Annotated in this window: 16 protein-coding genes; 15 read left to right on the top strand and 1 reads right to left on the bottom strand. The window is 48.9% G+C overall.

All coding sequences use genetic code 11. The features are described 5' to 3' along the window. The first annotated feature begins 59 nt into the window (after window positions 1-59). The 15 genes from AC50Y5_RS15420 (at window position 60) to AC50Y5_RS15350 (ending at window position 22119) form a co-directional block, all read left to right on the top strand. Entirely contained in the window at window positions 60-1688 is a 1629-nt protein-coding gene (locus AC50Y5_RS15420) for an ABC transporter substrate-binding protein (protein WP_494861848.1), read from the top strand. Between the two features lies 1 nt (window position 1689). Further along, window positions 1690-2631, top strand: coding sequence for a nickel ABC transporter permease (gene nikB / locus AC50Y5_RS15415; protein ID WP_056041740.1), 942 nt, complete (start codon window positions 1690-1692; stop codon window positions 2629-2631). Then, window positions 2628-3446, top strand: a complete 819-nt coding sequence (locus AC50Y5_RS15410) for an ABC transporter permease (protein ID WP_494861846.1) — start codon at window positions 2628-2630, stop codon at window positions 3444-3446. The genes nikB and AC50Y5_RS15410 overlap by 4 nt, the downstream gene beginning before the upstream one ends. Window positions 3447-3451: 5 nt before the next feature. After that, a complete protein-coding gene (locus AC50Y5_RS15405; protein ID WP_494861844.1) occupies window positions 3452-4519 on the top strand; it encodes an ABC transporter ATP-binding protein in 1068 nt (355 codons plus the stop codon). Beyond that, window positions 4512-5282: an ATP-binding cassette domain-containing protein gene (locus tag AC50Y5_RS15400; protein WP_494861842.1), complete on the top strand. Its 771-nt coding sequence runs from the start codon at window positions 4512-4514 to the stop codon at window positions 5280-5282. Before AC50Y5_RS15405 ends, AC50Y5_RS15400 begins: the two co-directional genes overlap by 8 nt. Window positions 5283-5354: 72 nt before the next feature. Beyond that, window positions 5355-6056, top strand: a complete 702-nt coding sequence (locus AC50Y5_RS15395; protein ID WP_056041735.1) for a class I SAM-dependent methyltransferase — start codon at window positions 5355-5357, stop codon at window positions 6054-6056. A gap of 319 nt (window positions 6057-6375) precedes the next feature. Then, complete coding sequence (locus tag AC50Y5_RS15390) at window positions 6376-8196, top strand: sensor histidine kinase (protein WP_056041734.1); 1821 nt, start codon at window positions 6376-6378, stop codon at window positions 8194-8196. After that, a complete protein-coding gene (locus AC50Y5_RS15385) occupies window positions 8189-9715 on the top strand; it encodes a response regulator (RefSeq protein WP_494861839.1) in 1527 nt (508 codons plus the stop codon). The genes AC50Y5_RS15390 and AC50Y5_RS15385 overlap by 8 nt, the downstream gene beginning before the upstream one ends. A 127-nt stretch (window positions 9716-9842) precedes the next feature. After that, window positions 9843-11318: an ABC transporter substrate-binding protein gene (locus tag AC50Y5_RS15380; protein WP_056041730.1), complete on the top strand. Its 1476-nt coding sequence runs from the start codon at window positions 9843-9845 to the stop codon at window positions 11316-11318. Between the two features lie 108 nt (window positions 11319-11426). After that, the gene (locus AC50Y5_RS15375) at window positions 11427-12335 is read left to right on the top strand and encodes an ABC transporter permease (protein ID WP_056042068.1); all 909 of its coding nucleotides are present in this window, start codon (window positions 11427-11429) and stop codon (window positions 12333-12335) included. 71 nt (window positions 12336-12406) lie between these two features. Then, the gene (locus tag AC50Y5_RS15370; RefSeq protein ID WP_056041728.1) at window positions 12407-13324 is read left to right on the top strand and encodes a carbohydrate ABC transporter permease; all 918 of its coding nucleotides are present in this window, start codon (window positions 12407-12409) and stop codon (window positions 13322-13324) included. Window positions 13325-13351: 27 nt separating this feature from the next. Beyond that, the gene (locus AC50Y5_RS15365) at window positions 13352-14671 is read left to right on the top strand and encodes a glycoside hydrolase family 125 protein (protein ID WP_494861836.1); all 1320 of its coding nucleotides are present in this window, start codon (window positions 13352-13354) and stop codon (window positions 14669-14671) included. Further along, a complete protein-coding gene (locus AC50Y5_RS15360) occupies window positions 14668-17964 on the top strand; it encodes a beta-galactosidase (protein WP_494861832.1) in 3297 nt (1098 codons plus the stop codon). The genes AC50Y5_RS15365 and AC50Y5_RS15360 overlap by 4 nt, the downstream gene beginning before the upstream one ends. Further along, entirely contained in the window at window positions 17964-20738 is a 2775-nt protein-coding gene (locus AC50Y5_RS15355) for an alpha-mannosidase (RefSeq protein ID WP_494861830.1), read from the top strand. The genes AC50Y5_RS15360 and AC50Y5_RS15355 overlap by 1 nt, the downstream gene beginning before the upstream one ends. Before the next feature lie 382 nt (window positions 20739-21120). Then, window positions 21121-22119 carry an ATP-binding protein gene (locus tag AC50Y5_RS15350; protein ID WP_056041718.1) on the top strand — a complete coding sequence of 333 codons (999 nt, stop codon included), beginning with the start codon at window positions 21121-21123 and terminating at the stop codon, window positions 22117-22119. Between the two features lie 5 nt (window positions 22120-22124). On the opposite strand, the gene AC50Y5_RS15345 is transcribed toward AC50Y5_RS15350, so the two are convergent. Next, a complete protein-coding gene (locus AC50Y5_RS15345; RefSeq protein WP_494861828.1) occupies window positions 22125-24626 on the bottom strand; it encodes a tetratricopeptide repeat protein in 2502 nt (833 codons plus the stop codon). Between the last annotated feature and the right edge of the window lie 4 nt (window positions 24627-24630).

Below are 24630 nucleotides of genomic sequence, written 5' to 3'. Positions count from 1 at the left end.
CTTTTTTTGCGGATTTTTGCAGGAAGATGATTTTGCTAGAGGGAGAGGAAATAGAGAAGATGAAACGTACACAAATGGCAAAAAACAAAAAAACAATAGGTGTTTTATTTAGCCTATGCTTGCTGCTGGCTCTAATGGGGTGCAGTGGCGTTAACGGTTCCAATGAATCAGGCAGCAATAATGAGCTGTCGCAGCAGTCTGCTGCTCCGTCCGCCTCTACAGCAGCTGCTTCTGAAGAAATCGTGCTGGCTGCGCCGCGGGATTTAGCACCGGGACCGCAGGATGCTTATTACACGAGCACCATTCTGTATGTATGGGAGCCGTTGATTTCCGCTTCCGAGGATGGAAAGCCTGCTCCAAAGCTGGCGGAAGCGTGGGAAATGTCTGCTGATGCCAAGGAATGGACCTTCATGCTGCGCAAAGGCGTCACCTTCCATGATGGCGCGCCATTCAACGCGGACGCGGTACTTGCAAATTTTGCCCGTTACAAGCAAGTGAGCCCGAAAAGCTCGCCATTCTATACGCTCGACATCAACAATTCATACCCAAGCCTTCAGGAAGTCGTGAAGGTTGATGATAGCACGATTAAGCTTGTTTTCGACAATCCGCAGCCGACGCTGCTGTATTCGATGATCAACTTTTCAAGCCCGATGTACAGCCCGAATAATTTTGACGAAAGTGGCGACTTTAACGGCCTGCCGCAAGGGACAGGCCCTTTCAAGCTTGTGCAGCATGAGAAGGATCAATTTTCACTGCTAGAGGCTTACGACGGTTATTATGGCGAAAAAGCAAAAGCCCAAAAAATCCGCGTCCGCGTCATACCGGACCCTGATACAAGGCTTGCTGCCTTGAAATCTGGCGAGATTTTGGGCGTCATGGATTTGGGCGCTATTCCTCCTGCCCTTGCCGAGGAGCTGCTGAAGGATGAACGCTTTGCTGTATCGACGGCAAAATCGACGATTTCCCATTACCTGCATCCGAACGGTGCCAAAGCGCCATTCAATGATGTGAAAATGCGTCAGGCGCTGAGCCTGATGATTGACCGCGAGCAGCTGGTGAAGGAGCTGTATTTGGGCTATCCGACCGCTACGGCGAACATTTTGAATGCGACATCGCCGTTTTATAAGGACATTCCTGTCGTCCATGATTCAGAAAAGGCAATCGCCCTGGCGCATGAGGTGCTTGGGGACAGCAGGCAGGCGGTTACGCTAATTGTGCCTACCTATGGACTCGATCGTTATCCGTATAAAGCGCAAGCCGAGCTGCTTCAGGCTGTGCTTCAAGAGCTGCAGCTGGACGTGACGATTCAAATATTGGATGGTGCGGCATACAAGGAAGCACAGGCACAAGGAAACTTCGATCTGGCACTGGCCATTCAGGGGCTGCCGAATGGCGATCCTTATTCGATTTTGAACAATTATATGGCGAGCGAAGGCTCAAGCAATATCAGTTATACGCTTGGTTACAGCAATGCCCATGTGGATGAGCTGTTGAAGCAGGTGAAGACGACGCTGGATATGGATGACCGCGCTGCGATTTATAACGAGCTGCAGGATATTGCAGCCGAGGAATTGCCGACGATTCCGCTGTTTAATGATGCGAGCTTAATTGCGTACAGCAAAGAAATTACCGGATACGGTGCACTTGTGTATGGTACAACGCTGCCGCAGCTGGAGCGGGTGCAATAAGATGGCCTATTTCATTCGGAGGTTGGCGGCGGCGGTTCCCGTTCTGATTGGCATTACGTTTATAGCCTTTGCCTTAAGCGTCGCTTCTCCGGGTGATCCGGCTGTCGAACTGCTGAGCATGAACGGCTTCAGCCAGCCGACCGAAGAGCAAATTGCTTTGAAAAGAGAAGAGATGGGGCTGAATGATCCGCTGCTCATTCAGTATGGCCATTGGTTATCAAAGGCGCTGCAAGGTGATCTTGGCACGTCTTATATGACGAAGGAATCGGTTAGCGGCGAGCTGCTGCGCCGCCTGCCAGCAACATTAAGCCTATCTTTGCTAGCTGTCCTGTTCGCCGTCCTGCTTGGAGTGCCATCCGGCATGCTCATGGCGATCCGGCGCAATCGGCTGTTCGATCATATCGGCAGGGCGCTTGCGCTGATTTTGGTTTCCATTCCTGGATTTTGGCTGGCGATCATGCTCATTGCCTTATGGTCGGAGAAGCTGCAGCTGCTCCCGACTAGCGGCTACGGCACCTGGAAGCATTTGCTTATGCCAGCGGCGGTGCTTGCTTCCGGTACAGGCGCCATATTGATGCGGCTGACACGTGCGGCGCTGCTGGAGGAGCTGAATAAAGATTATATGCTGACAGCCCGAGCGAAGGGGCTGCGTGAGAGCTTTATTGTGCTTCGGCATGCGCTGCGCAATGCTTGTATTCCGTTGCTCACGGTTATCGGCAGTTATTTTGGAGCGATTGTTGGCGGCTCCGTCATCGTGGAAGTTATATTTGCGGTACCGGGCATCGGGCGCTTTGCGATGGACGGCATTTTTCGCAGAGATTATCCGGTCATTCAGGGCTATGTCGTATTTACCGGTCTCATCTACGTGCTGTTTAATTTGGCGACAGATTTATGTTACGGGCTCGCTCATCCGCAAATCAGGCTGGGAGGGAAGCTGCGATGAAGATGTCCTACGGGGTGGCCGCGGGCGTGCTTGCCTTCGTACTGCTTGCCAGCTTGCTGGCACCGCTGCTTGCTCCTTATGACCCGAATCAGATTAATATGGCGGAAAGGCTTGCGCCGTTGTCCTCCGCACATTGGCTAGGAACGGACACGCTGGGAAGGGATGTGCTGAGCCGCATTTTGTATGGCGGAAGGGTGTCGATCTTGCTCGCGGTCGCTGTTACGCTCGCTACAATGCTCGTCGGCCTGCTGCTGGGCACCATTAGCGGTTATGCTGGCGGTTGGACCGATGAAGCCATTCAAATTGTCGTTAGCATTTTTCAAGGGCTGCCGGGTCTTGCCCTTATGCTGGCCATTGCAGGTACGCTCGGTCCTGGGGTGAAAAGCCTGTTTGTCGCGCTGCTCTTCACCTCATGGGCGGATTTCTCTCGGGTTGTGCGCGGCGAGGTTATGAAAATTCGCGAAGAAAGCTACGTGGAAGGCATCCGTGCTTTAGGAGCGGGCCATGCGTATATCATCGTCAGGCATATGCTGCCAAATTTGTTAGGGCCGCTTATCGTGCTGTTCACCATTCGGATTGGGCGAGTTATTCTATCTATCGCCTCGCTTAGCTTTCTCGGTCTAGGCTTACAGCCGCCAGCGGCAGATTGGGGAGTGATGGTGATTGATGCCCGGCCGTATTTTCGCAGCTTTCCGCATCTAATGATCGCCCCCGGTCTTTGTATAGCCGCTGTATCGCTATGTATCAACTGGCTGGGTGACGGCCTTCGGGATAAGCTGGATACACGGACGGAGAAAGAGCATTCACTGCTGTAGGAGGAATGAAGTTGAGCGAAACGCTTATCGTAATCAAGCAGCTTAATGCATCCTTTCAGACAAGGGAAGGACTGGTGCAGGCGGTAGATGGGGCCTCGCTTGAGCTGAAGCGTGGCCGCATTTTTGGACTGATTGGCGAGACCGGGAGCGGCAAATCGGTGCTGGGCCTTTCGCTAGTGAGGCTGCTTCCCGCACAGGCTTCTATCAGTGGGAGCATCCTGTATAAAGGCATGGATTTGCTAAAGCTGAGCCCAAAAGAAATGAGGCAAATACGGGGGAGGGAAATCGCCCTCATCCCGCAAAATCCGGCAAGCTCGCTCAATCCGGTGATGACGCTGGGCAGTCAGCTGCGCGAGGCGATTCGCGCTTATGCAGGTAGAGCGGGGAACAAGCAGCTTAACGCGCAGGCTGCTGGTCTGCTGCATGCCATGAATATGACGGATGCCGAGCAGCAGCTGCGGCGCTATCCCTTTCAGCTGAGCGGTGGAATGAAGCAGCGTGTGCTGGCGGCAATGGGACTTGCCGGAAGCCCGTCTTTGCTTATTGCCGATGAGCCGACGAAAGGGCTTGATGCTTTAATCCGCGTTCAGGTGACGGAAATGCTGGCCAATATGGCGAGGCGCACAGGTGCGGCGCTGCTGCTCATTACGCATGATCTGGATGCAGCGCGGGTGCTTTGCGATGAAGTGGGCGTCATGTATGCCGGTCAAATCATTGAGCAGGGACCAGCGAAGGAGCTGTTTGCACAGCCGATGCACCCTTATACGCGCGGATTAATCGCATCTATGCCCAGCAGAGGAATGATACCGATAGCTGGAACAGCGCCAAGTTTGACGGATAAGCCTGTTGGCTGCAAGTTTTATGAGCGCTGCAGTTTTGCGATGCCGCGCTGCAAAGCCGAGCAGCCTGACTTGTACAAGGCAGCTCACACCGTCATAACGAATAAGGCAGTTGACCAAGTAAGCGGCATGGCTGAGGGTCAGCAAGCGGCAGCCCCGCATACAACCGCCCTGCATACAGCCGTCCCGCAAGCAGGCTCCCAGCACAAAGCGAGGTGCTTCCTTTATGCTTGAAATCATTGAGCTGCACAAACGGTATCGCAGCAGTTGGCTAACAGGCAAAGGTCATCAGGCGGTGGAGCCAACAACCTTTCATATCGCTGAAGGCGAGTCGCTTGGGCTAGTTGGGGAGAGCGGCAGCGGAAAATCAACGCTTGCGCGGCTGCTGCTAAAGCTGATTTCGGCTGATGGCGGCCGTATTATATATAGAGGAACCGATATAAGCGGGTATTCCATGAAGCAGATGAGGCCGCTGCGCCGTGAGCTGCAAATCATGTTTCAGCATCCGCACTCCGCGCTTAATCCCCGGCGGACGCTGCTGGAAAGCCTGCTTGAGCCAGTACTGCTGCATCGACTTATGAATAAGGCAGCAGCCAGGGAGAAGGCACTTGAACTAATGGAGGTTGTCGGGCTGCGGGCAGAGGTGCTGACGCGGTATCCCCATCAGGTAAGCGGCGGGCAAATTCAGCGAATCGTCATTGCCCGGGCCTTGATGCTGGAGCCGAAGTTTCTCGTGCTGGACGAGCCGACGTCGATGCTTGACGTTTCAGTGCAGGCGCAGGTTACCCAGCTGCTCCAGCGCATTCGCAAGGAATATGGGCTGACTTATTTGTTTATTTCGCATGATTTGGCGCTGGTGCGGCATATGTGCGATCGAATTGCGGTTATGAAAGAGGGACGTATCGTTGAGCTTGATGAGAGCGAGTGTATAATGCAGCGCCCGCAGCATCCTTATACGCAGCAGCTGGTGAATGCTTTTCAAGCTTTCTCGCAGTGACGACCATAGCCCTCATGCTAGTCAATCGTTCAACTTATATAGATTTTGCAAAAGGAAAGGAACGTGTGTGGGATGAAGGAATGGTACAACGAAGCTGGCTTGACGCCCGCAGCCTACTGGACGCTCGCTTGGGAGCAGGCAGCCCAAAGCGATTCCCGCGTCGGCAATGATGCCGAGGAAGAAAGCTACTGGCAGCAGCATGCGCCTGTTTATGATGAACGCAATCCGCTTGCGCCGTATACGGCGGAGCTAATGGGCACCGTTATAGCAAGCTTGCGGAGCGAGGATGAACTCCTTGAAGTAGGCCCAGGAACGGGCGGATTTACGCAGCTGCTTGCTCCATATGTGGGCAAGCTTACTGTCGTGGAGCCTTCGGCGGCGATGTATGAAATACTGGCAAGAAGCTGGGAGCAGTCTGGTTTGGCGCAAGCTGTGCCGGAGGCGATACATGCGAAGTGGGAAGAGTCGTCGGGGCTGGCTTGTGATGTGCTGTTCAGCGCCAATGCCTTTTACCGGATACGCGATATGAAGGAGAGCCTTGCCCAGATGAATCTTACTGCGAGGAGGCGCGTCTATCTCGTGCAGTCGATCGGGCTGCCTTTTGCCCATCCGCTGCGGGCTATGTATGGCGGAAAGCAGCTGGAACGCAGCCGCGCACAGGTGATTTGCGATGTTTTGCAGGAAATGGAAATCGCCCATCAAATGGACACGTTCGCTGTGCAGCGCAAAAGCGGGGCGATTCATGATGTTGCCCTGATTTCCTGGGATACGTAGCGCACCAGACATTGCATACTATACCATAGAGTACAAGTTGAAAAAGCAGTAGCATGTGAGCGAATATCGCTAGCATCTGCTGCTTTTTTTAAAATATAAGAAATTATAAGTTTCACCCTTATAATGGAATGGGCTTATATTTCACAGCGAAACGGTAGCTTTGCCGCCAGAGGACGGCGACAGCCGTTTACGCTTGTACGAAAGCATCTATTCCGTTTTACACCCGGGTACTTGTCGATTTCTTGCAACTCAGAGTATAGTAATAACTTATAATGCATGTGCAGGCTCCTCAAGTGCTGCGCAAGGAGGGAGCCTGCTATTGAAGCTGCAACGGCTGTACGACCAATACGTCAGAAATAATCTGTTTATGAAAATGATTTTGCTGTTTGTTTTGATTACGACGGGGACGATTGTCACCTTCGCTTATTTTATGTATGATTTTATGTCGCAATCGATCGTCCGCAATGAGCTGGAAAACCAGAAAAAAGCGATGGACAGCGTAAACAGCTATATGACCCGCAAATATGATTCTGTCCAGTCCATGATGGTGGATGTATACCGCAATGAGCCGCTGTCGCTGAATTTATCTTATTTTTTGCAAAATCCCTTCGATGACTATATGAAATTCAGGCTCGACCAAAATATCGATGAGACAAGTACGAGTTTGCCGAAAGGGCTCGACTATTTTGATAATAAGCTGGAGGACGACCCGGATATTGAAAATTTGCTGCTGTACAGCTCCAATCGGCAGTTTTTATATGTGTATAAGAAAAATCATGTCACGAGGCTGATTTCGTCCAACGCCTCGCGCTCCTATATTCCCGATGCGATGGCACAGGAAGACACCCGTGTGTCCGTTCCAAATATTTGGGTGCGGCGCGCCATTGAGCAAAGTGATCCCGAGCTGTATGCCTTTCGGCTCCCGATTAATGACAAGCAGACGCTGAAGGGGCTAGGCCAATTGCTCGTCTACTATAAATCGGATCAAATTAGGCAGGCGCTGAAAAATTATGAGGGCCAGCTTAAAGGCTACATTGTTGTGCTGAACCCGGCTGGGGAAGTGCTGTTTGATTCCTCGGATACCTACTATGGAAAAATATATCCCTATATGGATAAGCTGGACACGCTCTATGGAACGGCGATGCTGGAGCAGGAGTCTTATGTCACGACGCTGACGCAAAATCAGGCGGGCTTTATCGTCGTCGGTGTAGCGCCGAAGGCAGAGGTCGCTGCAGCGGCCCACGGGCTGAAGCAGATGATTATGCTGATCAGCGCGCTTTGCATTGCCGTCGTACTGCTGGTGCCGACGCTAGCCGTCGTCAATTTTGCCAAACGGACGAATAAAATTATTCGCTTCATGCGCAAGGTGGAAAGCGGCGAGCTGACCGCGCGCATCCAGGATGACCGGGGCGATGAGCTGGGGCAAATTTCGCGCAGCTTCAATGATATGCTCGATGAGCTGAGCCGCCATATCGACACGGTGTACAAGGCGGAAATCAAGCAAAAGCATACGGAGCTTGCGGCTTTGCAGGCGCGGGTCAATCCGCATTTTCTATATAATACGCTGGAGGTTATTCGCATGCGGGCCGTCTCGCAAGGGGCGAAGGATGTAGGAGAGATGATTTACAGCTTGTCGGTGCTGTTCAAGAGCTTTGTGCAGCCGAAGGGGAGCAACACCTTAAAGGATGAGCTGGAAACGGCGCGCCTTTATTTGGAGCTGTTTCGCATTCGCTATAAGGACAGGCTTTCCTTTGCCATCAGCTGCGAGGAGGGGCTCGGCGACAGACAGGTGATGCGGATGGCGCTCCAGCCGCTTATTGAAAATTATGTCGTACATGGCCTGCGGCCGCGCAGCATGGACAATGAAGTTCAATTGGATGTGCGGCGCAAGGAGGAGCGGATTTGGGTGACGATTGCCGATAACGGCAGCGGCATCAGCAGCAAGCGCCTGGAGGAAATCAGGCAAAGGCTGGCGCTGCCAGAGGAAGCCGGAGGCGGCTCTTTCGGGCTTAGAAGCGTGCATGAGCGGCTGCAATTGCTCTACGGAAGCGAATACGGGCTCGATATCGACAGCAAAGAAGGAGAGGGGACGACGGTCACGCTGTCCTTTCCCTATGACAAGGAGGCAGAGCATGTATAGAGTATTCATTGTGGATGATGAACCGTTCATTATTGATGGACTATATGACATCATTGACTGGTCGGCCTTTGGCCTGGAAATCGTCGGCAGCGCGGAAAATGGCCAGGAGGCACTGGCGGCTTTAATGGATCTGCCCGCAGACATCTTGCTGACAGATATTTCGATGCCTACGATGGATGGCCTCGCTCTCATTCGGGAAGCGCGTAAATTTCGCCCGGATCTTAAAGTTATTATATTAAGCGGTTATAACGAATTCGATTATATAAAAGAGGGTCTCAAGCTTGGCGTTGAGAACTATTTGCTCAAGCCAATTAATCTCGACGAGCTGCAGGAAACGCTCGCGGGCACGATTGACAAGCTGAATGCAAGCAAGGCGGATCGGTTGTTCAGCGAATACGATATTCGTATATTGCGCGATAATATATTGTACCGCTGGTTGACGGGACGCATTGCGCCCAGTGAGCTGCAGGAGAGAATGGAGTTATTGCAGCTCAGTCTCGACCGGCCCTATGTGGTAACCGCTGTAGTACGGACGGAGGAGACAGGCTCGCCAGCCTATGAAGCGGCTGAGCGATTGGCTGTGCAAGACCCATCGATGCTGCCGTTTGTCGATATCGATGGCGATCTGGTCATCGTATTTATGCTCGATGAGCCAGAGGCGGGCAAGCGCGAGGCGATAGAGAAGCTGCGCGGCATGCAGCCGAAGCTGGCGCAAAGCGCCATGCGCCTCTCCATCGGCAGCGCTGAACCGATGGGGGAAGAAGCACCGCGCAGCTATGCGAATGCGAAGAAAGCGCAGGAATATTTTCTGCTATATGATGACCCTGAAATATTGGATTACGATTTGCTTGTGCAGGCAGGACCGCCAGGGACGGTGAATGAGGCCGCTGCACCGCTCAATTGGCCAACCTTTGCGAAGCTGATTAAGGCAAGGGATGTAGAGAAGCTGCATGAGGCCATTGAGGCCGAATTCGAACGCTGCCACGTTAGGGATGGCATTACCCCTGCTTTTATGCAAAGCATGGCAATTGAGCTGATGATCCGCTTCAAGATGGAGCTCAAGGAAATCAAGCAAGCCGATCAGCCGGAGCTTTATGAGGCGGGCTTCACGAAAATTATGCAGCTTCCTTCGATTGACGGACTGATGGCGGTTGTGAAGGAAGCGGCGACTTTGACGGTGGAATCGCTGCTGAAGGATGTGAAAAGCCCGGTCATTCAACTGGTGCTGAGCGAGGTGCATGAGCATTACGCCCAGCCGTTGTCGCTTAAGCTGCTGAGCCAGCAATATAATATTCATCCGGTTTACCTCGGACATCTGTTCCAGAAGGAGACGAATGAAACGTTCACCGAATATATTAATAAATACCGTATTGGCAAAGCCCAGCAGCTTCTGAAGGAGACGCAGCTCAAGGTGCAGGAAATTGCAGCAACCGTTGGTTATTGGGAGACAGGCTATTTCTACAAACAATTTAAGAAATACGTCGGAATTTCCCCGACGGAATACAAAGGACTACTCTAATCGCTGGATGGAGTAGTTTTTTTCTTTAATTTGTACATCATACCTTTAGTTTGTGGTCTATATGAAAATAGCCGCATCCGTTAATTTAAAACATAGAGTACAGAACATAGATTGGGGAGGAAACAAAATGAGTAACAAGAGAAAAAGATTTATGCCGCTGCTTGCCTTGCTGATGGTTGCATCGCTTGTGCTTGGCGCTTGCGGAAGTAAAAATGAAAGCAGCGGTGAAGAGGGAACAGCTGAAAAACCGGTTGAACTTATCTGGTACACCATTGGTACGCCGCAAAAAGATGTAGATAAAGTTATGGCCGAGGTGAGCAAATACACGGCTGAGAAAATTGGCGTTACAATTAAAATGAACATGGTGGATTGGGGCGATTACGCTCAGAAGCTGCAAGTCATGACAGCGTCCGGCGATCCGGTTGACATTATGTTCACAGCGTCATGGGCATTCGATTATGTGCAAAATGCGAGAAAAGGCGCATTCCTGCAAATCGACGATTTGCTGAAGGAAAAAGGCCAAGGCATCGTTAGCGCATTGGACCCAGCTTTCCTAGAAGGCTCAAAGGTAGATGGCCACAATTATGGCATCCCTGCCAATAAAGAATTGCCAGCACAGGAAGTATGGCGCTTCAATAAACAGCTGCTCGACAAGTACAAGCTGGACATGTCTGGCGTGTATACGCTGGAAAGCCTGGAGCCGCTGCTGAAAACGATTAAAGAAAATGAACCAGACGTATACGCGCTTGCGGTAGATAAGAACCAAATGCCGTATGTGAAATACGACTACATTATTGAGAAGCTGCCAATGGCGGTTGCCCTGGACACGACAGATTACAAAATCGTAAACGTGCTCGACACGCCAGAGATGAAGCAAATTCTCGGCACGATGCACAAATATTACAAAGCAGGCTACATCCCGACGGAAGCTGCAACGATGGATTCCATGACGGATGCGCAAACGACGGGCAAATGGTTTGCAGACCGTGCCACTTCGCAGCCGTTCGCGGACAATCTGTGGTCGGCGAGCTACGGCTACCCGGTAGTATCGACACCAGCGAGCGATGCTCTCATTTACAACTGGTCGGTTATGGGCTCGATGCAAGCTATTTCGGCTAACTCGGCTTACCCAGAAAAAGCGATGGAGTTTCTAAACCTGCTTAATACGGACCCTGTCCTGCGCAATATGATCGATTCCGGTATTGAAGGCGTGCATTACAAAAAAGTGAGCGACACCGTCATGGACAATCTGGACGAGTCGAAAAACTACGATATGCCAACCTTCTCGCTCGGCAATCTGATGATTACGTATTTGAATACGACAGATCCGACGAACAAATGGGAAGAGTTCAAGAAATTTAATGATGCGGGTACAGTAGCCCCGCTGCTTGGCTTCAACTTTGATACATCAAAGGTGACAACCGAAATTGCTTCCGTACAAAACGTAAAAGAAGAGTACTGGGCAGCTCTAATGACTGGTACGGTTGACCCTGAAGTATATTTGCCGCGTGCCAATGAGAAGTTTAAAGCGGCAGGCCTGGATAAAATTATTGAGGAAGCGCAGCGCCAGCTTGATGAGTGGAGAGCCGCGAACGGCAAGTAAAGCGGAAGGCGTGGGGCGAATGGATCGTATTCGCTTCATGCCTTCTCTCATTAATCCGACTGCGAAGAGGTGAAGAAAGTGGGAGCTATAGGACGTTTTTTCAAGGATATGAACAAAAATACCGCTATGCTGCTAATGGTGCTTCCAGCTACAGCCTGGTTTATTCTATTTTCCTACCTGCCGATGGCGGGCATGATTATTGCCTTCAAGGAATACCGCTACAGCCGTAACGGCTTTCTGTCCAGCATTATCGAGAGCAAATGGGTAGGCTTTCAAAACTTCAAGTTTTTGTTTAGTACGAATGACGCCTATATCATTACCCGCAATACGGTGCTGTACAATGTCGTGTTTATTGTACTGGGCCTTGTCATTGCGGTAGCGATGGCGATTATGCTTGCCGAAATTACGAACAAGCGGCTCGCCAAGCTTTATCAAACGGGCATGTTTTTGCCTTATTTTCTATCGTGGGTAATCGTGGGCTACTTCGTCTACAGCTTTCTGAGCTTGGACAGAGGGGTGTTCAACCAAATCGCCGAGATGCTGGGCATGGACCCGGTAAACTGGTATTCGAGCCCGGGTTATTGGCCGGTTATGATTGTCGTCGTCTTCCTATGGAAATCGGTCGGCTATAACAGCGTCATCTATTTGGCAGCCATTATGGGAATCGACAAATCGCTTTATGAAGCGGCGATGATTGACGGCGCCAACAAATGGCAGCAAATTCGCAATGTGACGCTTCCGATGCTGATGCCGCTTATGACCATTCTGACGCTGCTGGCGATCGGGAAAATTTTCTATGCCGATTTTGGCCTCTTTTTCCAAGTGCCGCGCGATTCGGGTACGCTCTACAGCGTGACGAACGTTATCGACACTTATGTTTACCGCGGGCTTAAGTCGACGGGAGAAATTGGCATGACGACGGCTGCAGGCTTGTACCAGTCGATTATCGGCTTCATTCTTGTTATTACATCCAATGGCATTGTACGCAAGTTTAATAAAGACAACGCATTGTTTTAGGATGGACGTCAGCAACCTTGCTTAACCAATTTTCTAGGAACAGAAGTCCAAAACAAAAGGGGGAAACGGCTGTGTCTGTTGGAACGATTAAGAGCCGTGATTTTCATAAGCTCTCGCCAGCGTGGAATTTTATTTTTCATGCCGTGGCTGGCATTTTTGCCTTGTTATGCGTATTTCCTTTCCTGTTCGTGACGATTATTTCCTTCACGGATGAGGCGACGCTGGCAAGCAATGGCTATCAGATTATTCCGGAGAAATGGAGTGTGGAAGCTTACCGCTATTTATTCAAGGCAGGCGACCAACTTCTCCGCTCCTATGGCGTGACGATTACGATTACAATTGTAGGCACGATTATCGGTGTCGTATGCTCGGCATTGTTTGCCTATGCGATATCACGGCGCAACTTTAAGTATCGCAACTTTTTCGCCTTCTTTGCCTTCTTCACGATGCTGTTTAATGGCGGCCTTGTACCTACTTATATCGTCATGACGCAGCTGCTGGGGCTGAAGGATTCCTTGTGGGCACTCATTTTGCCGCTTGCGGTCAATGCCTTTTATATTATGATTTTGCGGACATTTTTCTCGACGATGGTGCCGGATGCGATTATTGAATCAGGCAAAATCGACGGCGCTGGCGAGTTCGGCATCTTCTTCCGCCTTGTTCTGCCATTATCGCTGCCAGGTCTTGCGACCATTGGCCTGTTCTGTACACTAGGCTATTGGAATGACTGGTTTAATGCGCTCCTGTACATTGATTCGCCAAATTTGGTGCCACTGCAATCGATGCTGATGCGGATTGAGAACAGCATGCAGTTTATTATGAAAAACTCACAAAACGCATCGCTAAGCGTAGGCGTTCTGCAATCGATGCCACAGGATACATCGCGGATGGCGATGGTTGTGCTGGCAACCGGACCGATCGTATTCGCTTATCCGTTTTTCCAACGTTATTTCATTCAAGGTTTGACGGTAGGCGCTGTGAAGGAATAAATAATAGTCAAAGGAGCTACACCCACCATGGAACAATTCAGATTGCCAAAAATCCCGCTGCCAGATCTTGCTCTGCCGCAAGCGGTTCAGCAGGTATTGCAAGAAGCAGAGCAGAAGCTGGCGCACCGCCCGAAGCTGCTTCAGCTGTTCAAAAACTGCTTTCCTAACACACTGGAAACGACGACGAAAAAAATGGATGATGGCACAACCTTCATCATTACGGGAGATATTCCCGCGATGTGGCTGCGCGACTCGGTCGAGCAGGTCATTCATTATGTGCCGCTGGCGAAAAATGATGTTGAACTGCAGCGTATCATTAGCGGCTTGATCAAGCGCCATATGGCCAATATTCAGATTGATCCCTATGCGAATGCCTTTAATGAGTCGGCCAATGACTGGCATTGGAATACGACGGATGAGACGGACATGTCGCCTTGGGTATGGGAGCGCAAGTTCGAGCTGGATTCGATCTGCTTCTCGATGCGCCTAGCTTATGCGTACTGGAAAGAGACAGAGCAGACCGATATTTTTGACTCCGGCTTTAAGGCAGCGATGCGCCGTATTGTGGAGCTTTGGAAAACCGAGCAGCGCCACTTCGAGCTTTCCCCTTACCGTTTTGTAAGGGACAATGGCATTCCTACCGATTCGCTGCGCAATAGCGGAATGGGCATGCCGGTCAATTATACCGGAATGATCTGGTCGGGCTTCCGCCCAAGCGACGACGCTTGCGACTTCCACTACAACATTCCGGCGAACATGTTCGCGGTTGTGACGCTGCGGCAGATGAGAGAGATGGCCGAGTGGGTATTCCGCGATATGGCTTTTGTGAAGGAGCTCAAGCAGCTTGAAGATGATGTCGAGCATGGCATTCAGCTGTATGGCATTTACCGTCACCCGGAGTTTGGCCCTATTTATGCTTATGAAACGGACGGCTTCGGCAACTATTGCTTGATGGATGACGCTGGAACGCCGGGCTTGCTCTCGATTACTTATTTGGGCTACACGACCGCTGATGATCCAATTTACCAAAACACGCGCAAATTCGCGCTGAGCAAAGAAAATCCTTTTTATTATGAAGGAAAAATCGCCAAAGGCATCGGAAGCCCGCATACGCCGCCAGGCTATATTTGGCATATGGCGCTTTCGATGCAGGGCATTACTGCGGATAACGACGAGGAAAAGCTGGCCATGATCGCCATGCTGGAAGCAACTGATGCCGATACCGGCTTTATGCATGAAGGCTTCCATTCGGACGATCCAGCCATCTTCACCCGGAAATGGTTCGCTTGGTCGAACAGCTTGTTCTCGCAGCTCGTTTATCGGGCGATGAAGGATGGACTGCTATGAGCAAGCACCATGCCATCATTTTTTATGATCCGACCTTTCCGATAGCCTCGGAACCTTCTGCCCAATTAGATGGTCTGCTCGCAGGAGCAGGCCGCGTTGTCCGGGCAGACGAGCTTGCGGATGCGCTTGATACTGCGAAAGAAGGCTGCTTCATTAATATGCATGCCCCTTATTTTCCAAAACAAGCATGGAGCGCGATTATCGGCTATTTGCGGCGCGGCGGCAGCTTGATCAGCTTGGGCGGCGCGCCGTTTAAGCGCCCCGTTCGCCGCAGCGAGGCAGGCGAGTGGCAGGTAGAGTCGGAGCAGACAGCCTATCACCGCGAGCTTCATATTCATGAAATGCTGCCAGTGGCCGCTGCTCCGATAGCTGCGCTTGCAGCAGCGGAGGATCTTCCGCTGCTCGCAGGCAAGGAAGCGCTGTTTAGCGTGACGCCAACTTGGAATCTGGTGCCGCATGTAACGAAAAGCAGCGATTTGCCGCATCAAATGGGCTCTGCCGGGCCAATGGACGCGCATATTTATCCGCTGCTGAAAGGCATTTCCGCCACAGGGCGCGAGGTAGCAGCGCCTGTCGTGCTGTGGGAGAACACGAAGGGAGCTTTCGCAGGCGCACGCTGGCTGTTCATTAACCAGCCGCTGACGAATGCGTTCTGGCTGGAAGGCGGAGCAGTCGAGCTTGGACGCTGGGCCGCTTTTTGCGCCGCTGGCGTAACGGAGCTGTGGCTGAAGCCGAACTATGCTTCTTTCGAGCCGGGCGAACGAGCGATGCTGACGCTGCAGGTGCAGCAGCTTCGCCGCGAGCTTGAGTGTGGTGAGGTTTCGGCATATGAGGAGACAAAGCTCCAGTCAGCTGAAAATGAGGCTGCTCTAGGGCGGCGAACGGCTAGAGTTGGCCAGAATGACTTGTACCCAGCCGCGGAGTGGGATTTTGCTATAACGGTCGAGCATGAAAACTCGCAGCAGAAATGGGCATACCGCTTGCAGCAGAAGGCGGGCAAGCAGCAGCAGATTTTAAGGCTGCCCGTGCCGCTTGAGCTGCAAAGCGGCTACTATAGGGTTGTATGCCGAGCAGAATCGACTTTGGGCGAGGTGCGGATTTTGCGCCAAGGCTTCTGGGGCTTTGACCAGAAGCTGCTCGCTCAGGGAAGCCCGGTGACGAGCGGACGGGATTATTTTCAGAAGGATGGGCGTCCGCTGCCTGTAGTCGGCATGACGTATATGACGTCGGACGTGGCGCGGAAATTTCTGTTTCTGCCGAATGCTTCAGTATGGGACCGCGACATGGCGCAAATGCGCAAAGCGGGCATCAACTGGATTCGCACGGGCATTTGGACCGCGTACCGCAATGTGATGCAGGTGGATGGCCATGCGTCAGAAGAGGCGCTGCGTTCGATTGATGCTTTTCTGCTGACGGCGAAGCGTCATGACTTGCAGGTAACCTTTACCTTCTTCTCCTTTACGCCGGAAACGTGGGAAGGGTTAAACCCTTATCTCGATCCGCGCAGCGTCGAGGCGCAGAAGCGCTTCGTGCGTGCTATCGTTTCCCGCCACAAGCAGACGATGAATGTCGACTGGGATTTGATCAATGAGCCATCGATGTTTGATCCGCCGCGCATTTTCTCGAATGGACCTCGTTCAGCGCGCGACCCTTTTGAACAGAAGGCTTATACCGCTTGGCTGAAAAAGCGTCATGGATCGCTTGCACGGCTCCAAGAGCAGTGGAATATGTCCCCGGAGCAGCTGCCTAGCTATGAAGCGGCTGTGCCGCCGGAGCCGGAAGAAATCAACTTCGATGTGCAGGACATGCACCAAGGGAAAAATGGCACGCGCTGGCTCGATTATGTGCTGTTCTCGATGGACACACACAATCGCTGGGCGAAGCAATTGTATGAGGCGATCAAAGACGAATGTCCGAACCATATGGTAACGGTCGGCCAGGATGAGGCGCTTGGCGCACAGCGTCCTTCGCCATTTTTCTACGAGGAAGCCGCTGATTATACGACAGTTCACTCCTGGTGGCTCAACGACAATCTCGTGTGGGACAGCTTGTTTGCCAAAACAGCGAACAAACCGAATGTGGTGCAGGAAACCGGCATTATGTATGTGGAGACGCCAGATGGCAGAGCGAAGCGTTCGGAAGCTGAGCTTCACAGCCTGCTGGAGCGCAAATATGCGTATGCTTTTGCGACAGGCGGCGCTGGGGCCGTACAGTGGATTTGGAATACGAACTTCTATATGGACAATGCCAATGAATCGCATATCGGCGCGCTGCGGGCGGATGGAACGGAAAAGCCGGAAGCGGATGTATCGTATGATTTTGGCAGCTTTATGGAGCAAATTCGAGATTTATTCGTGGATCGCCAGCTGGAGGATACGGCGGTATTGTTCCCGTATTCCAACGACTTCTCCAATCGGAAGCTGGCGTTTGATGCGACAACGCGCGCGACGCGGGTCCTTGCTTATGAGCTGAATACGCCATTCCGCGGCGCATCGGAATATCATCTGCAGGAGCTGGAGGCGAATCCGCCGAAGCTGCTCATTGTGCCGAGTGCGCATAACTTTGAGGATGCCGCATTTGGTCGCCTTATTGCACTTGTAGAGCGAGCGGGCGTTACGTTATTATGGATGGGACCAATAAGCTTGGACGCTTACTGGAAAGCGAGCGATCGCTACTCTGGGCTGCTTGGACGGACGGAGCTGCGCAATGTGCAGCGCGAGGAACAGCTGCGTATTGGCGAAGCCACTTTCCCTGTTTCATATGGCAATCGCCGGATAGCTGAAGTATGGAAAGAGGTTCCGATTAGCAGTGCTGCTTCGAGTGAAGCGGCTGCCGGTGATGCTTCTGCTGTTCATCGAGCAGCGAATGATGGCGACCAACTGGTTGAGCTGACCGTAGGCAAGGGACGCCTGTTATGGAGTCCGCTGCCGCTGGAGCTGAACGAGCGAACGGAGCCGATTAAGGAGCTGTATCGCTATGCGCTTGACTCGGCAGGCTGCGAGCAGGAGCTGAATTGGCTGCAAGGCGGCCAGCTGCCTGGCGTTTATGGGCGCAAGCTTACATTTAAGAGCGGCGCGCTATTCGTATTCGTATCCGAATCCGGATTCGATGCGAGGATTGAAGTGCAAGACCCGGCGACGGAGGGGCGGTACGCTTTTTCACTGGAAAAGGAACGCTCTGTGCTGTTCGCAACGGATGCAAGCGGTAAGCTGCTCGCCGTCTATCGCCCGCATCAAGTAGAGGTAGCGGTTTCGCTGCCCGATCAACATGAAGAAAGAAGAGGTGCGCAGTAATGGCTTCTAAAAGAAAGGCCCACATTATTTCCCACACACATTGGGATCGCGAATGGTATTTGCCGTATGAGAAGCATCATGTGCTCCTCGTTAAACTGATGGATACGCTGCTTCATACGCTGGATACAGACCCCGATTTCAAAAGCTTTTATTTGGACGGCCAGACGATCATTCTCGAAGATTATTTGCAGGTACGCCCGGAAAATCGGGAGCGCCTTGAAAAATATATTAAAGAAGGACGTATTCCAATCGGCCCTTGGTACATTTTGCAGGATGCCTTCCTGACGAGCAGCGAAGCGAATTTGCGCAATTTGCAGCTCGGCCATCAGGATGCGAGCCGTTACGGCATCATTGCGAAGGTCGGCTATTTCCCGGATACCTTCGGCAACATCGGCCAGGCTCCGCAAATTTTGCGTCAAGCAGGCATTGATAATGCGGTATTTGGCAGAGGCGTGAAGCCGACAGGCTTTAACAATACAGTAGCGGATACGGGCTATGAGTCCTCGTTCTCCGAGCTGCAATGGGAAGGTCCTGACGGCTCGCGCGTGTTGGGCATTCTTTTTGCCAACTGGTATTGCAACGGCATGGAGGTTCCGGTAGACGAGAAAGAGGCGAAAATCTATTGGGACAAAAAGCTGGAGGAAGCCGAGAAGTATGCGGCTACTGGCGAGCTGCTGTTCATGAACGGCTGTGATCATCAGCCTATTCAGCAGGATCTGTCTGCGGCGCTGGCGACAGCAAGAAAGCTGTACCCGGATACGGATTTTATCCACTCCAACTTTGAAGATTATTTGGCAGCGGTAAACAGCGGACTTGACCGCGAGCTTTCGGTCGTGAAGGGCGAGCTGCGCAGCCAACGTACGGATGGCTGGTCCACGCTTGTGAACACGGCTTCGGCTCGTGTTTATTTGAAGCAAATGAATCAGCTCGGCCAGGCTATGCTCGAAAAGGTAGCGGAGCCGCTTGCGACGATTGCGCACAAGCTTGGACAGGAATACCCGCATCATCTGTTTACGTATGCGTGGAAAACGCTAATGCAAAACCATCCGCATGACAGCATTTGCGGCTGCAGTGTGGATGAGGTTCACCGCGAGATGGTCACTCGTTTTGACAAGAGCCGCCATGTTGCTGAAACGATTGTTGCGGATAGTACGCAGGCAATTGCCGAAGCGGTGGATACATCGGTATTCGCTTCTTATGGCGAAGCTGCGCTGCCGTTCGTTGTTTATAATACGACAGGCTGGGATCGCAGCGGTGTTGTTGAAATTGAGCTTGATGTTGAACGTCTGTATTTCCGTGAAGGCTTGCCGCTTCCAGAGGTTAACCGCCGGATGAATGCCGTAGATATTTCAGGCAGAGTTCTTGTAGACCATAACGGCGCAGCAGTTGCTTGCTCTGTGCAGGATTTGGGGCTGCAATTTGGCTATGATTTGCCGGATGACAAATTCCGCCAGCCTTATATGTGCCGCCGAGTTAAGCTGACGTTTGATGCGGTGAACGTGCCGGCGCTTGGACTGTCGTCTTACGCATGGGTGCGCAATGGCGCTGGAGCTGATGCAGCGCCAGCGAGCGAAGCGACTGCGGTTGCAGCGGCTCAGAGTGCGGATTCGGCCGTGCTGGAAAATGAATGGCTGCATGTCGCCATCGGTGAAGATGGTTCGTTCGATTTGACGGACAAGCAGAGCGGTCAAGTGTATCGCGGTCTTGGCGTCTATGAGAACACAGGCGATATCGGCAATGAATATATGTACAAGCAGCCGGATGGCGAGCAGGCGATTACGACGCAAGGCGTGAAAGCAGCGATTCGTCTGGTGGAGCAAAGTGCTTACAGTACAGCTTATGAAATTGTACATGAATGGGCGGTTCCGGCTTCTGCCGATGAAACGTTTGAAATTGAGAAGCAGGAAGCTGTTTATTACCCTGAGCGCAAAGCACAGCGTGTTGCGGACATGGTACCGTTGACGATTAAGACGGTTATTGCGCTTTCCAGCAGCTCCAGAAGCCTAGACTTACAAGCTTCGTTCAATAATCAGGCGAAGGATCATCGCGTGCGCGTATTGTTCCCGACTGATGTAGAGACAGCGGTTCATCATGTGGACTCGATTTTTGAAGTAGCTGTGCGTGACAATGAGCCTTCGGCAGAATGGGAAAATCCGAGCAATACGCAGCATCAGCAAGCTTTTGTTGATGTGAGCGGCGAGCAGGGCGGACTTGTTGTAGCGAACCTTGGCTTGAACGAATACGAAGTGCTGCGCGATGGCCGCAATACGATTGCAGTTACGCTGCTTCGTTCGGTATCCGAGCTTGGCGACTGGGGCGTATTCCCTACACCAGAAGCACAGTGCCTAGGCGAGCAAAGCTTCCGTTTGTCGATCATTCCGCATAACGGCGATGGCGCTTCATCAGGTGCTTACGCGCAGGCGTACCAGTTCCAAGTGCCTTGGACGGTAAGCCAGACAGCGGTTCATGCAGGCGTACTTGCACCAGTTGGCGGATTGCTTGCTTGGGAAGGCGAAGGCGTGGCATTCTCCTCGCTGAAAGTAAGCCAGCAGTCCGGCGATGCTGTGCTGCGCTGGTTTAATATGAAGCAGCAGGCGGCAGAGCTGAGCTTGTCGGATACGGGCTTTGGCGGCGGCAATGCTGATGCGTTCAAGCAGCTTTATAAGAGCGATGTGCTGGAGCGCGTAGGGGAAGCGATTGAAGTGAGCGCAGAGCAGGGGGCAGCCTTGGCGGTTGGTCCTTGTGAGATTGTGACGGTTGGGTTTAAGCTGTAACAAATCAGACATTAGGATTCAAAAAGATTAGAAGGAAGGCCCTTATTGCCTGTAGTGTTGAGGCATAAGGGCCTTTTTGTGCTGTTTTGAGAAAACTATTAGTTTGGATGAGTTTTTTCGAAGAAGAATGAGATAGGTTGAGAAGGAGTGGAAATAGCAGATTACGTTCATAAGGAATATTTTTATGATACGACATAAAACGACAAACAATTGAAGAAATGTGACTTATAATCTAGGAATAAAGAGTAAATTTTGTCGTTAGTTGTAACATATGGGGTGTAGTTAGGCCGAATTCACTACTTTTAACTTTAACAGGTTGAGAAGGAGGAGGCAGTCGGGCTGATTACCTCCTAATAACTATAAATTATTTGGAGGTTTTGTTGTGTTTCAAATCGAACTAGTTTGTGATTTTAGAGAATCATTTCCTTCGAAATTCGTTGATGGTGTAGAAGTTTTTAATGATCATCCAAAAAAAGACAGTGTACTTGAAATACTTGATGCCATTAATGAGATAGGGTACCCTTGTAATATTTTCGGTGGAGTTCCTGAACTACTAAAAGCTAGTCAAAACAATAATCGTTATGAAGATAAAATATTTATTAATCTTTCTGATGGACTCAATCAATCCTACAGTCGAGTTCAGGTACCCATGTTGTGTGAGATCCTAAAAGTAAAATATAGTGGTTCTCCTCCCTTTGTAGCAGCCCTTATGAACAATAAACATTACTCAAAGCTTGCATTAAATGAGCTTGATGTCCTTATTCCAGCCGGTTTTCTCATAAATAAACATACCCAATTGAAGGCTGAGCTTTTTAAGCGCTTGAATTTTCCAATTATAGTAAAACCTAATACAGAAGGTTCCTCTCTAGGCATCACTTTAAAAAGTGTTTGCGATACTATTGAAGAAGCGCACTTGCAAATCGAAAATTTGTTAGCAGAATTTGAAGAGGTTCTTATAGAAGAATATATTGCCGGATATGACGTTACTAATCTAGTTATAGGTAATAAAAATGATATCAAATTAAATGAAGTTATTGTCATTCAATCACATCAGGGACTTATTAATTATAGAGAAGTATTTGGAATATATGAAAAAGCTAATAAGCTGTCCACACGCTTAATTGGAGAGGAAGTATTTTCTTCTGAACAAGTCACAAAAATTCAATTAACGTCTGAAAAAATTGCTGCACATATTGGTGCTATAGATATTTGTAGAATTGATTATCGTGTTACAGATTCAGGTGATATATACTTCCTAGAAATTAATTCAGTTCCAAGGATTAGTACAAGCAGTGAAGTTGGTTTTATTTGCAGTAAAAGAAACATTTCCTTTAAAGATGTCTTACAATATTATATAGAATCAGTTTTAAGCAGGTTCTAAAAACTTCAATCATGTGTAAATGTAATAAACCAAGGTTCAAAAATAGCTTCTGCACAATATGTACCCCCAGTTTCACTGGTAGTGTTTATACCAGCAAAGTGGGGGGACAATTCTTTAATGAGTTGATTCGCTCTATAAGCTGTAGACGTGTTTTTCGCATATGCGTAACCCATTTCAATACATTCCTTAGCCAGATCAATTTTGCCTAACTGTTTATTTATAATCGCCAAGTTTATGCATATCTTTCTTATGATAGTAGAATCTATAACATTTCCTGATTTGATTATTTCATAGAGCTTATCGGTCTCTGTCCCAGCCTTTTCATATTCTTTCTCTTGGCTGTAACAAACAGCTAAATGAGTTTTTATAGTCAACTCGGCGTACCTTGAATTGTTCCAGAATTTTGCTTTGTTCAAATACTTAATTGCTTCAGCATATTTTCCTTTTACCATTGAGCAAATAGCAAGATTGTTTAACGGGTATGATATTTCGTGAATTTTGATTGGCGAAAGCAACTCAATTGACTTGTTAAAAGCATCACAAGCTTCCTTAGATTTGTTTTGTTTGAACCATTCAAAACCCTTATTGTTTTGTATAAATGCTTTCTCAACGCTATCTTGATTAAGTTCAGCAATCTTCTCAGCAGCCTCTAAAAAATCAATAGCTTTATTGCCGCTATAGAAGTTTATACATGTTCTTAATAAATAACCAGTTGCTCTACTCTGCATACGCTCTTCTGTTAAGTTTAATGCTATGTCATTAAATATTTTCAAGGCGCCTTCCCGACCATCGGGCGTCTCTAGTAATGCTAGTTGCTTCATGTTTAGTGACATGATTTCCTTTTCTTGTTCCCCTTCAGCATTATTTAAAGCTTGCTGAAAATAATTAATTGCTACTTGTTTATTCATCAGCATGTTTTCAGTCTTTCCATAAAAATAATAATAATTGTAACGAAGTTTTATTTCTAGAGATTCTGCATCTATGAAATTAAATATATCTTTTGCATCAGCATATTTACCATTTTCATAATAACAAGTAGCAATTTCAAGTAAGTTCTCACTCGTAAAGTTTCTAAAATGGGCTTTTAGTCTGTCAAATATTAATATAGCATCGTTAAACTGGTTATTTTGAAACCTGCTTAAACCATAATTAAGATTTATCTCCTCCCAATTGCTTACTTCGCCCCTAAATGCATGCCATGCAATTAGATAGCTAATATCGTCATTCGATAAATTATTTTCCGTCAAAAATACAACATTCGTTTCTAAGAAATTATATAAATGGAAATTTACTAGAGGTTGGTAAATAGGACTCTCTAATCGCATTATCAATGCTCGATAAATTAAATCATGTTCTATTCGCACTTTTTTCACATTATTTTCAATTGAGATATTAATAATTTTAGTGTTGCTTAATTTTTCTAAAGACATCAAAAAATCTATATGTGTTATTTCACTCATTTTAAACAGTTTTTCGTTCAGAAAGCGTGTAATTTCCTCTAACACGTTAGTATTAATTATTTTTCCAAACCCAAGAATCCCTCTTAAGATCATCTTTTCTACTTCTGATAGCTTATCTACATCAAGAGATGTAGTTTTCTTTGATATAATTTCTTTGAATTTTTCAGCTACAATTCTTGCATTATTTTTCTCTACGGACCCTGTAATGCCGTCATGATAATATAAGTTGCGTAGTGTTGACCGTAATTTTTCCGGTGAACCTTCACATGCAGAAAAAAGAGCGGATAGATCTTCATCATCAGTATGATTTAAATCAAAAATATGAAGCAGTATCTCATTAAAATATTCTTGATTAGTGAACGGATTTATTTTTAAATGTTCAAGTTTAATTTTCTCAATAAGTATTTTGGAAATATCAGTTCTTTCATTGAATTTTTCGTTTGTTGTGGTGAGCAGGAAGCAAATTTTAGAATTACCTATGTATGAACCAAGCAATTCTGAAATAATTTCTAATGACTTACTATCACAATTCGTAAAGTTATCAATGTATATAATCATGTTTCCATCAGAGAGGATATGATTAATATAATTTTGTATTACTATAAATCCTGATTGATGTTTTTGTTTTTCGCTTTCAACAAATGCAATAGTTTTATCAAAAACAAAATTCAACAAACCATCTATATCTACTTCTATTCCTTTTGTTTTAAAAAATATACTAATAACATTTTTTGTAATATCAAGGGCGGAAGTGTAATTGTTTTTGATAAAATCCTTAAAGGACATCTTTGTGCTCTCTTGGAGTAAACTTAATAATTGTTTAAGACAGTTAATATTTTGGTCTGCACTAGACAGATCAAGCCGAATTATTTTTTGATTCGATACTTGCTTTAAAGTATGTTCAATCAAATAGGATTTTCCTACTCCGCTAGGTCCAGAAAGCCACATTACATTTGAGGATAATTCATGATTATAAAAAGATTTTAGTTTTTCTTGTTCTAATTTTCTATTTACAAATTTAAAATTGAAAAACTTTGTGTTATCCAAATAA

The sequence above is a fragment of the Paenibacillus sp. JT22N7 genome (assembly GCF_059383875.1).
Note: the sequence above shows the minus strand (reverse complement) of the source record. Positions and strands in the feature narration are given on the sequence as shown.

Bases quoted from the DNA above. Each gene is read 5' to 3' on its own strand.
- AC50Y5_RS15395 (WP_056041735.1), top strand. From the start codon at position 5,355: ATGAAGGAATGGTACAACGAAGCTGGCTTGACGCCCGCAGCCTACTGG.
- AC50Y5_RS15405 (WP_494861844.1), top strand. From the start codon at position 3,452: ATGAAGTTGAGCGAAACGCTTATCGTAATCAAGCAGCTTAATGCATCC.
- AC50Y5_RS15375 (WP_056042068.1), top strand. From the start codon at position 11,427: ATGAACAAAAATACCGCTATGCTGCTAATGGTGCTTCCAGCTACAGCC.
- AC50Y5_RS15410 (WP_494861846.1), top strand. From the start codon at position 2,628: ATGAAGATGTCCTACGGGGTGGCCGCGGGCGTGCTTGCCTTCGTACTG.
- AC50Y5_RS15365 (WP_494861836.1), top strand. From the start codon at position 13,352: ATGGAACAATTCAGATTGCCAAAAATCCCGCTGCCAGATCTTGCTCTG.
- AC50Y5_RS15400 (WP_494861842.1), top strand. From the start codon at position 4,512: ATGCTTGAAATCATTGAGCTGCACAAACGGTATCGCAGCAGTTGGCTA.
- AC50Y5_RS15385 (WP_494861839.1), top strand. From the start codon at position 8,189: ATGTATAGAGTATTCATTGTGGATGATGAACCGTTCATTATTGATGGA.
- AC50Y5_RS15420 (WP_494861848.1), top strand. From the start codon at position 60: ATGAAACGTACACAAATGGCAAAAAACAAAAAAACAATAGGTGTTTTA.
- AC50Y5_RS15355 (WP_494861830.1), top strand. From the start codon at position 17,964: ATGGCTTCTAAAAGAAAGGCCCACATTATTTCCCACACACATTGGGAT.
- AC50Y5_RS15380 (WP_056041730.1), top strand. From the start codon at position 9,843: ATGAGTAACAAGAGAAAAAGATTTATGCCGCTGCTTGCCTTGCTGATG.
- AC50Y5_RS15360 (WP_494861832.1), top strand. From the start codon at position 14,668: ATGAGCAAGCACCATGCCATCATTTTTTATGATCCGACCTTTCCGATA.
- nikB (WP_056041740.1), top strand. From the start codon at position 1,690: ATGGCCTATTTCATTCGGAGGTTGGCGGCGGCGGTTCCCGTTCTGATT.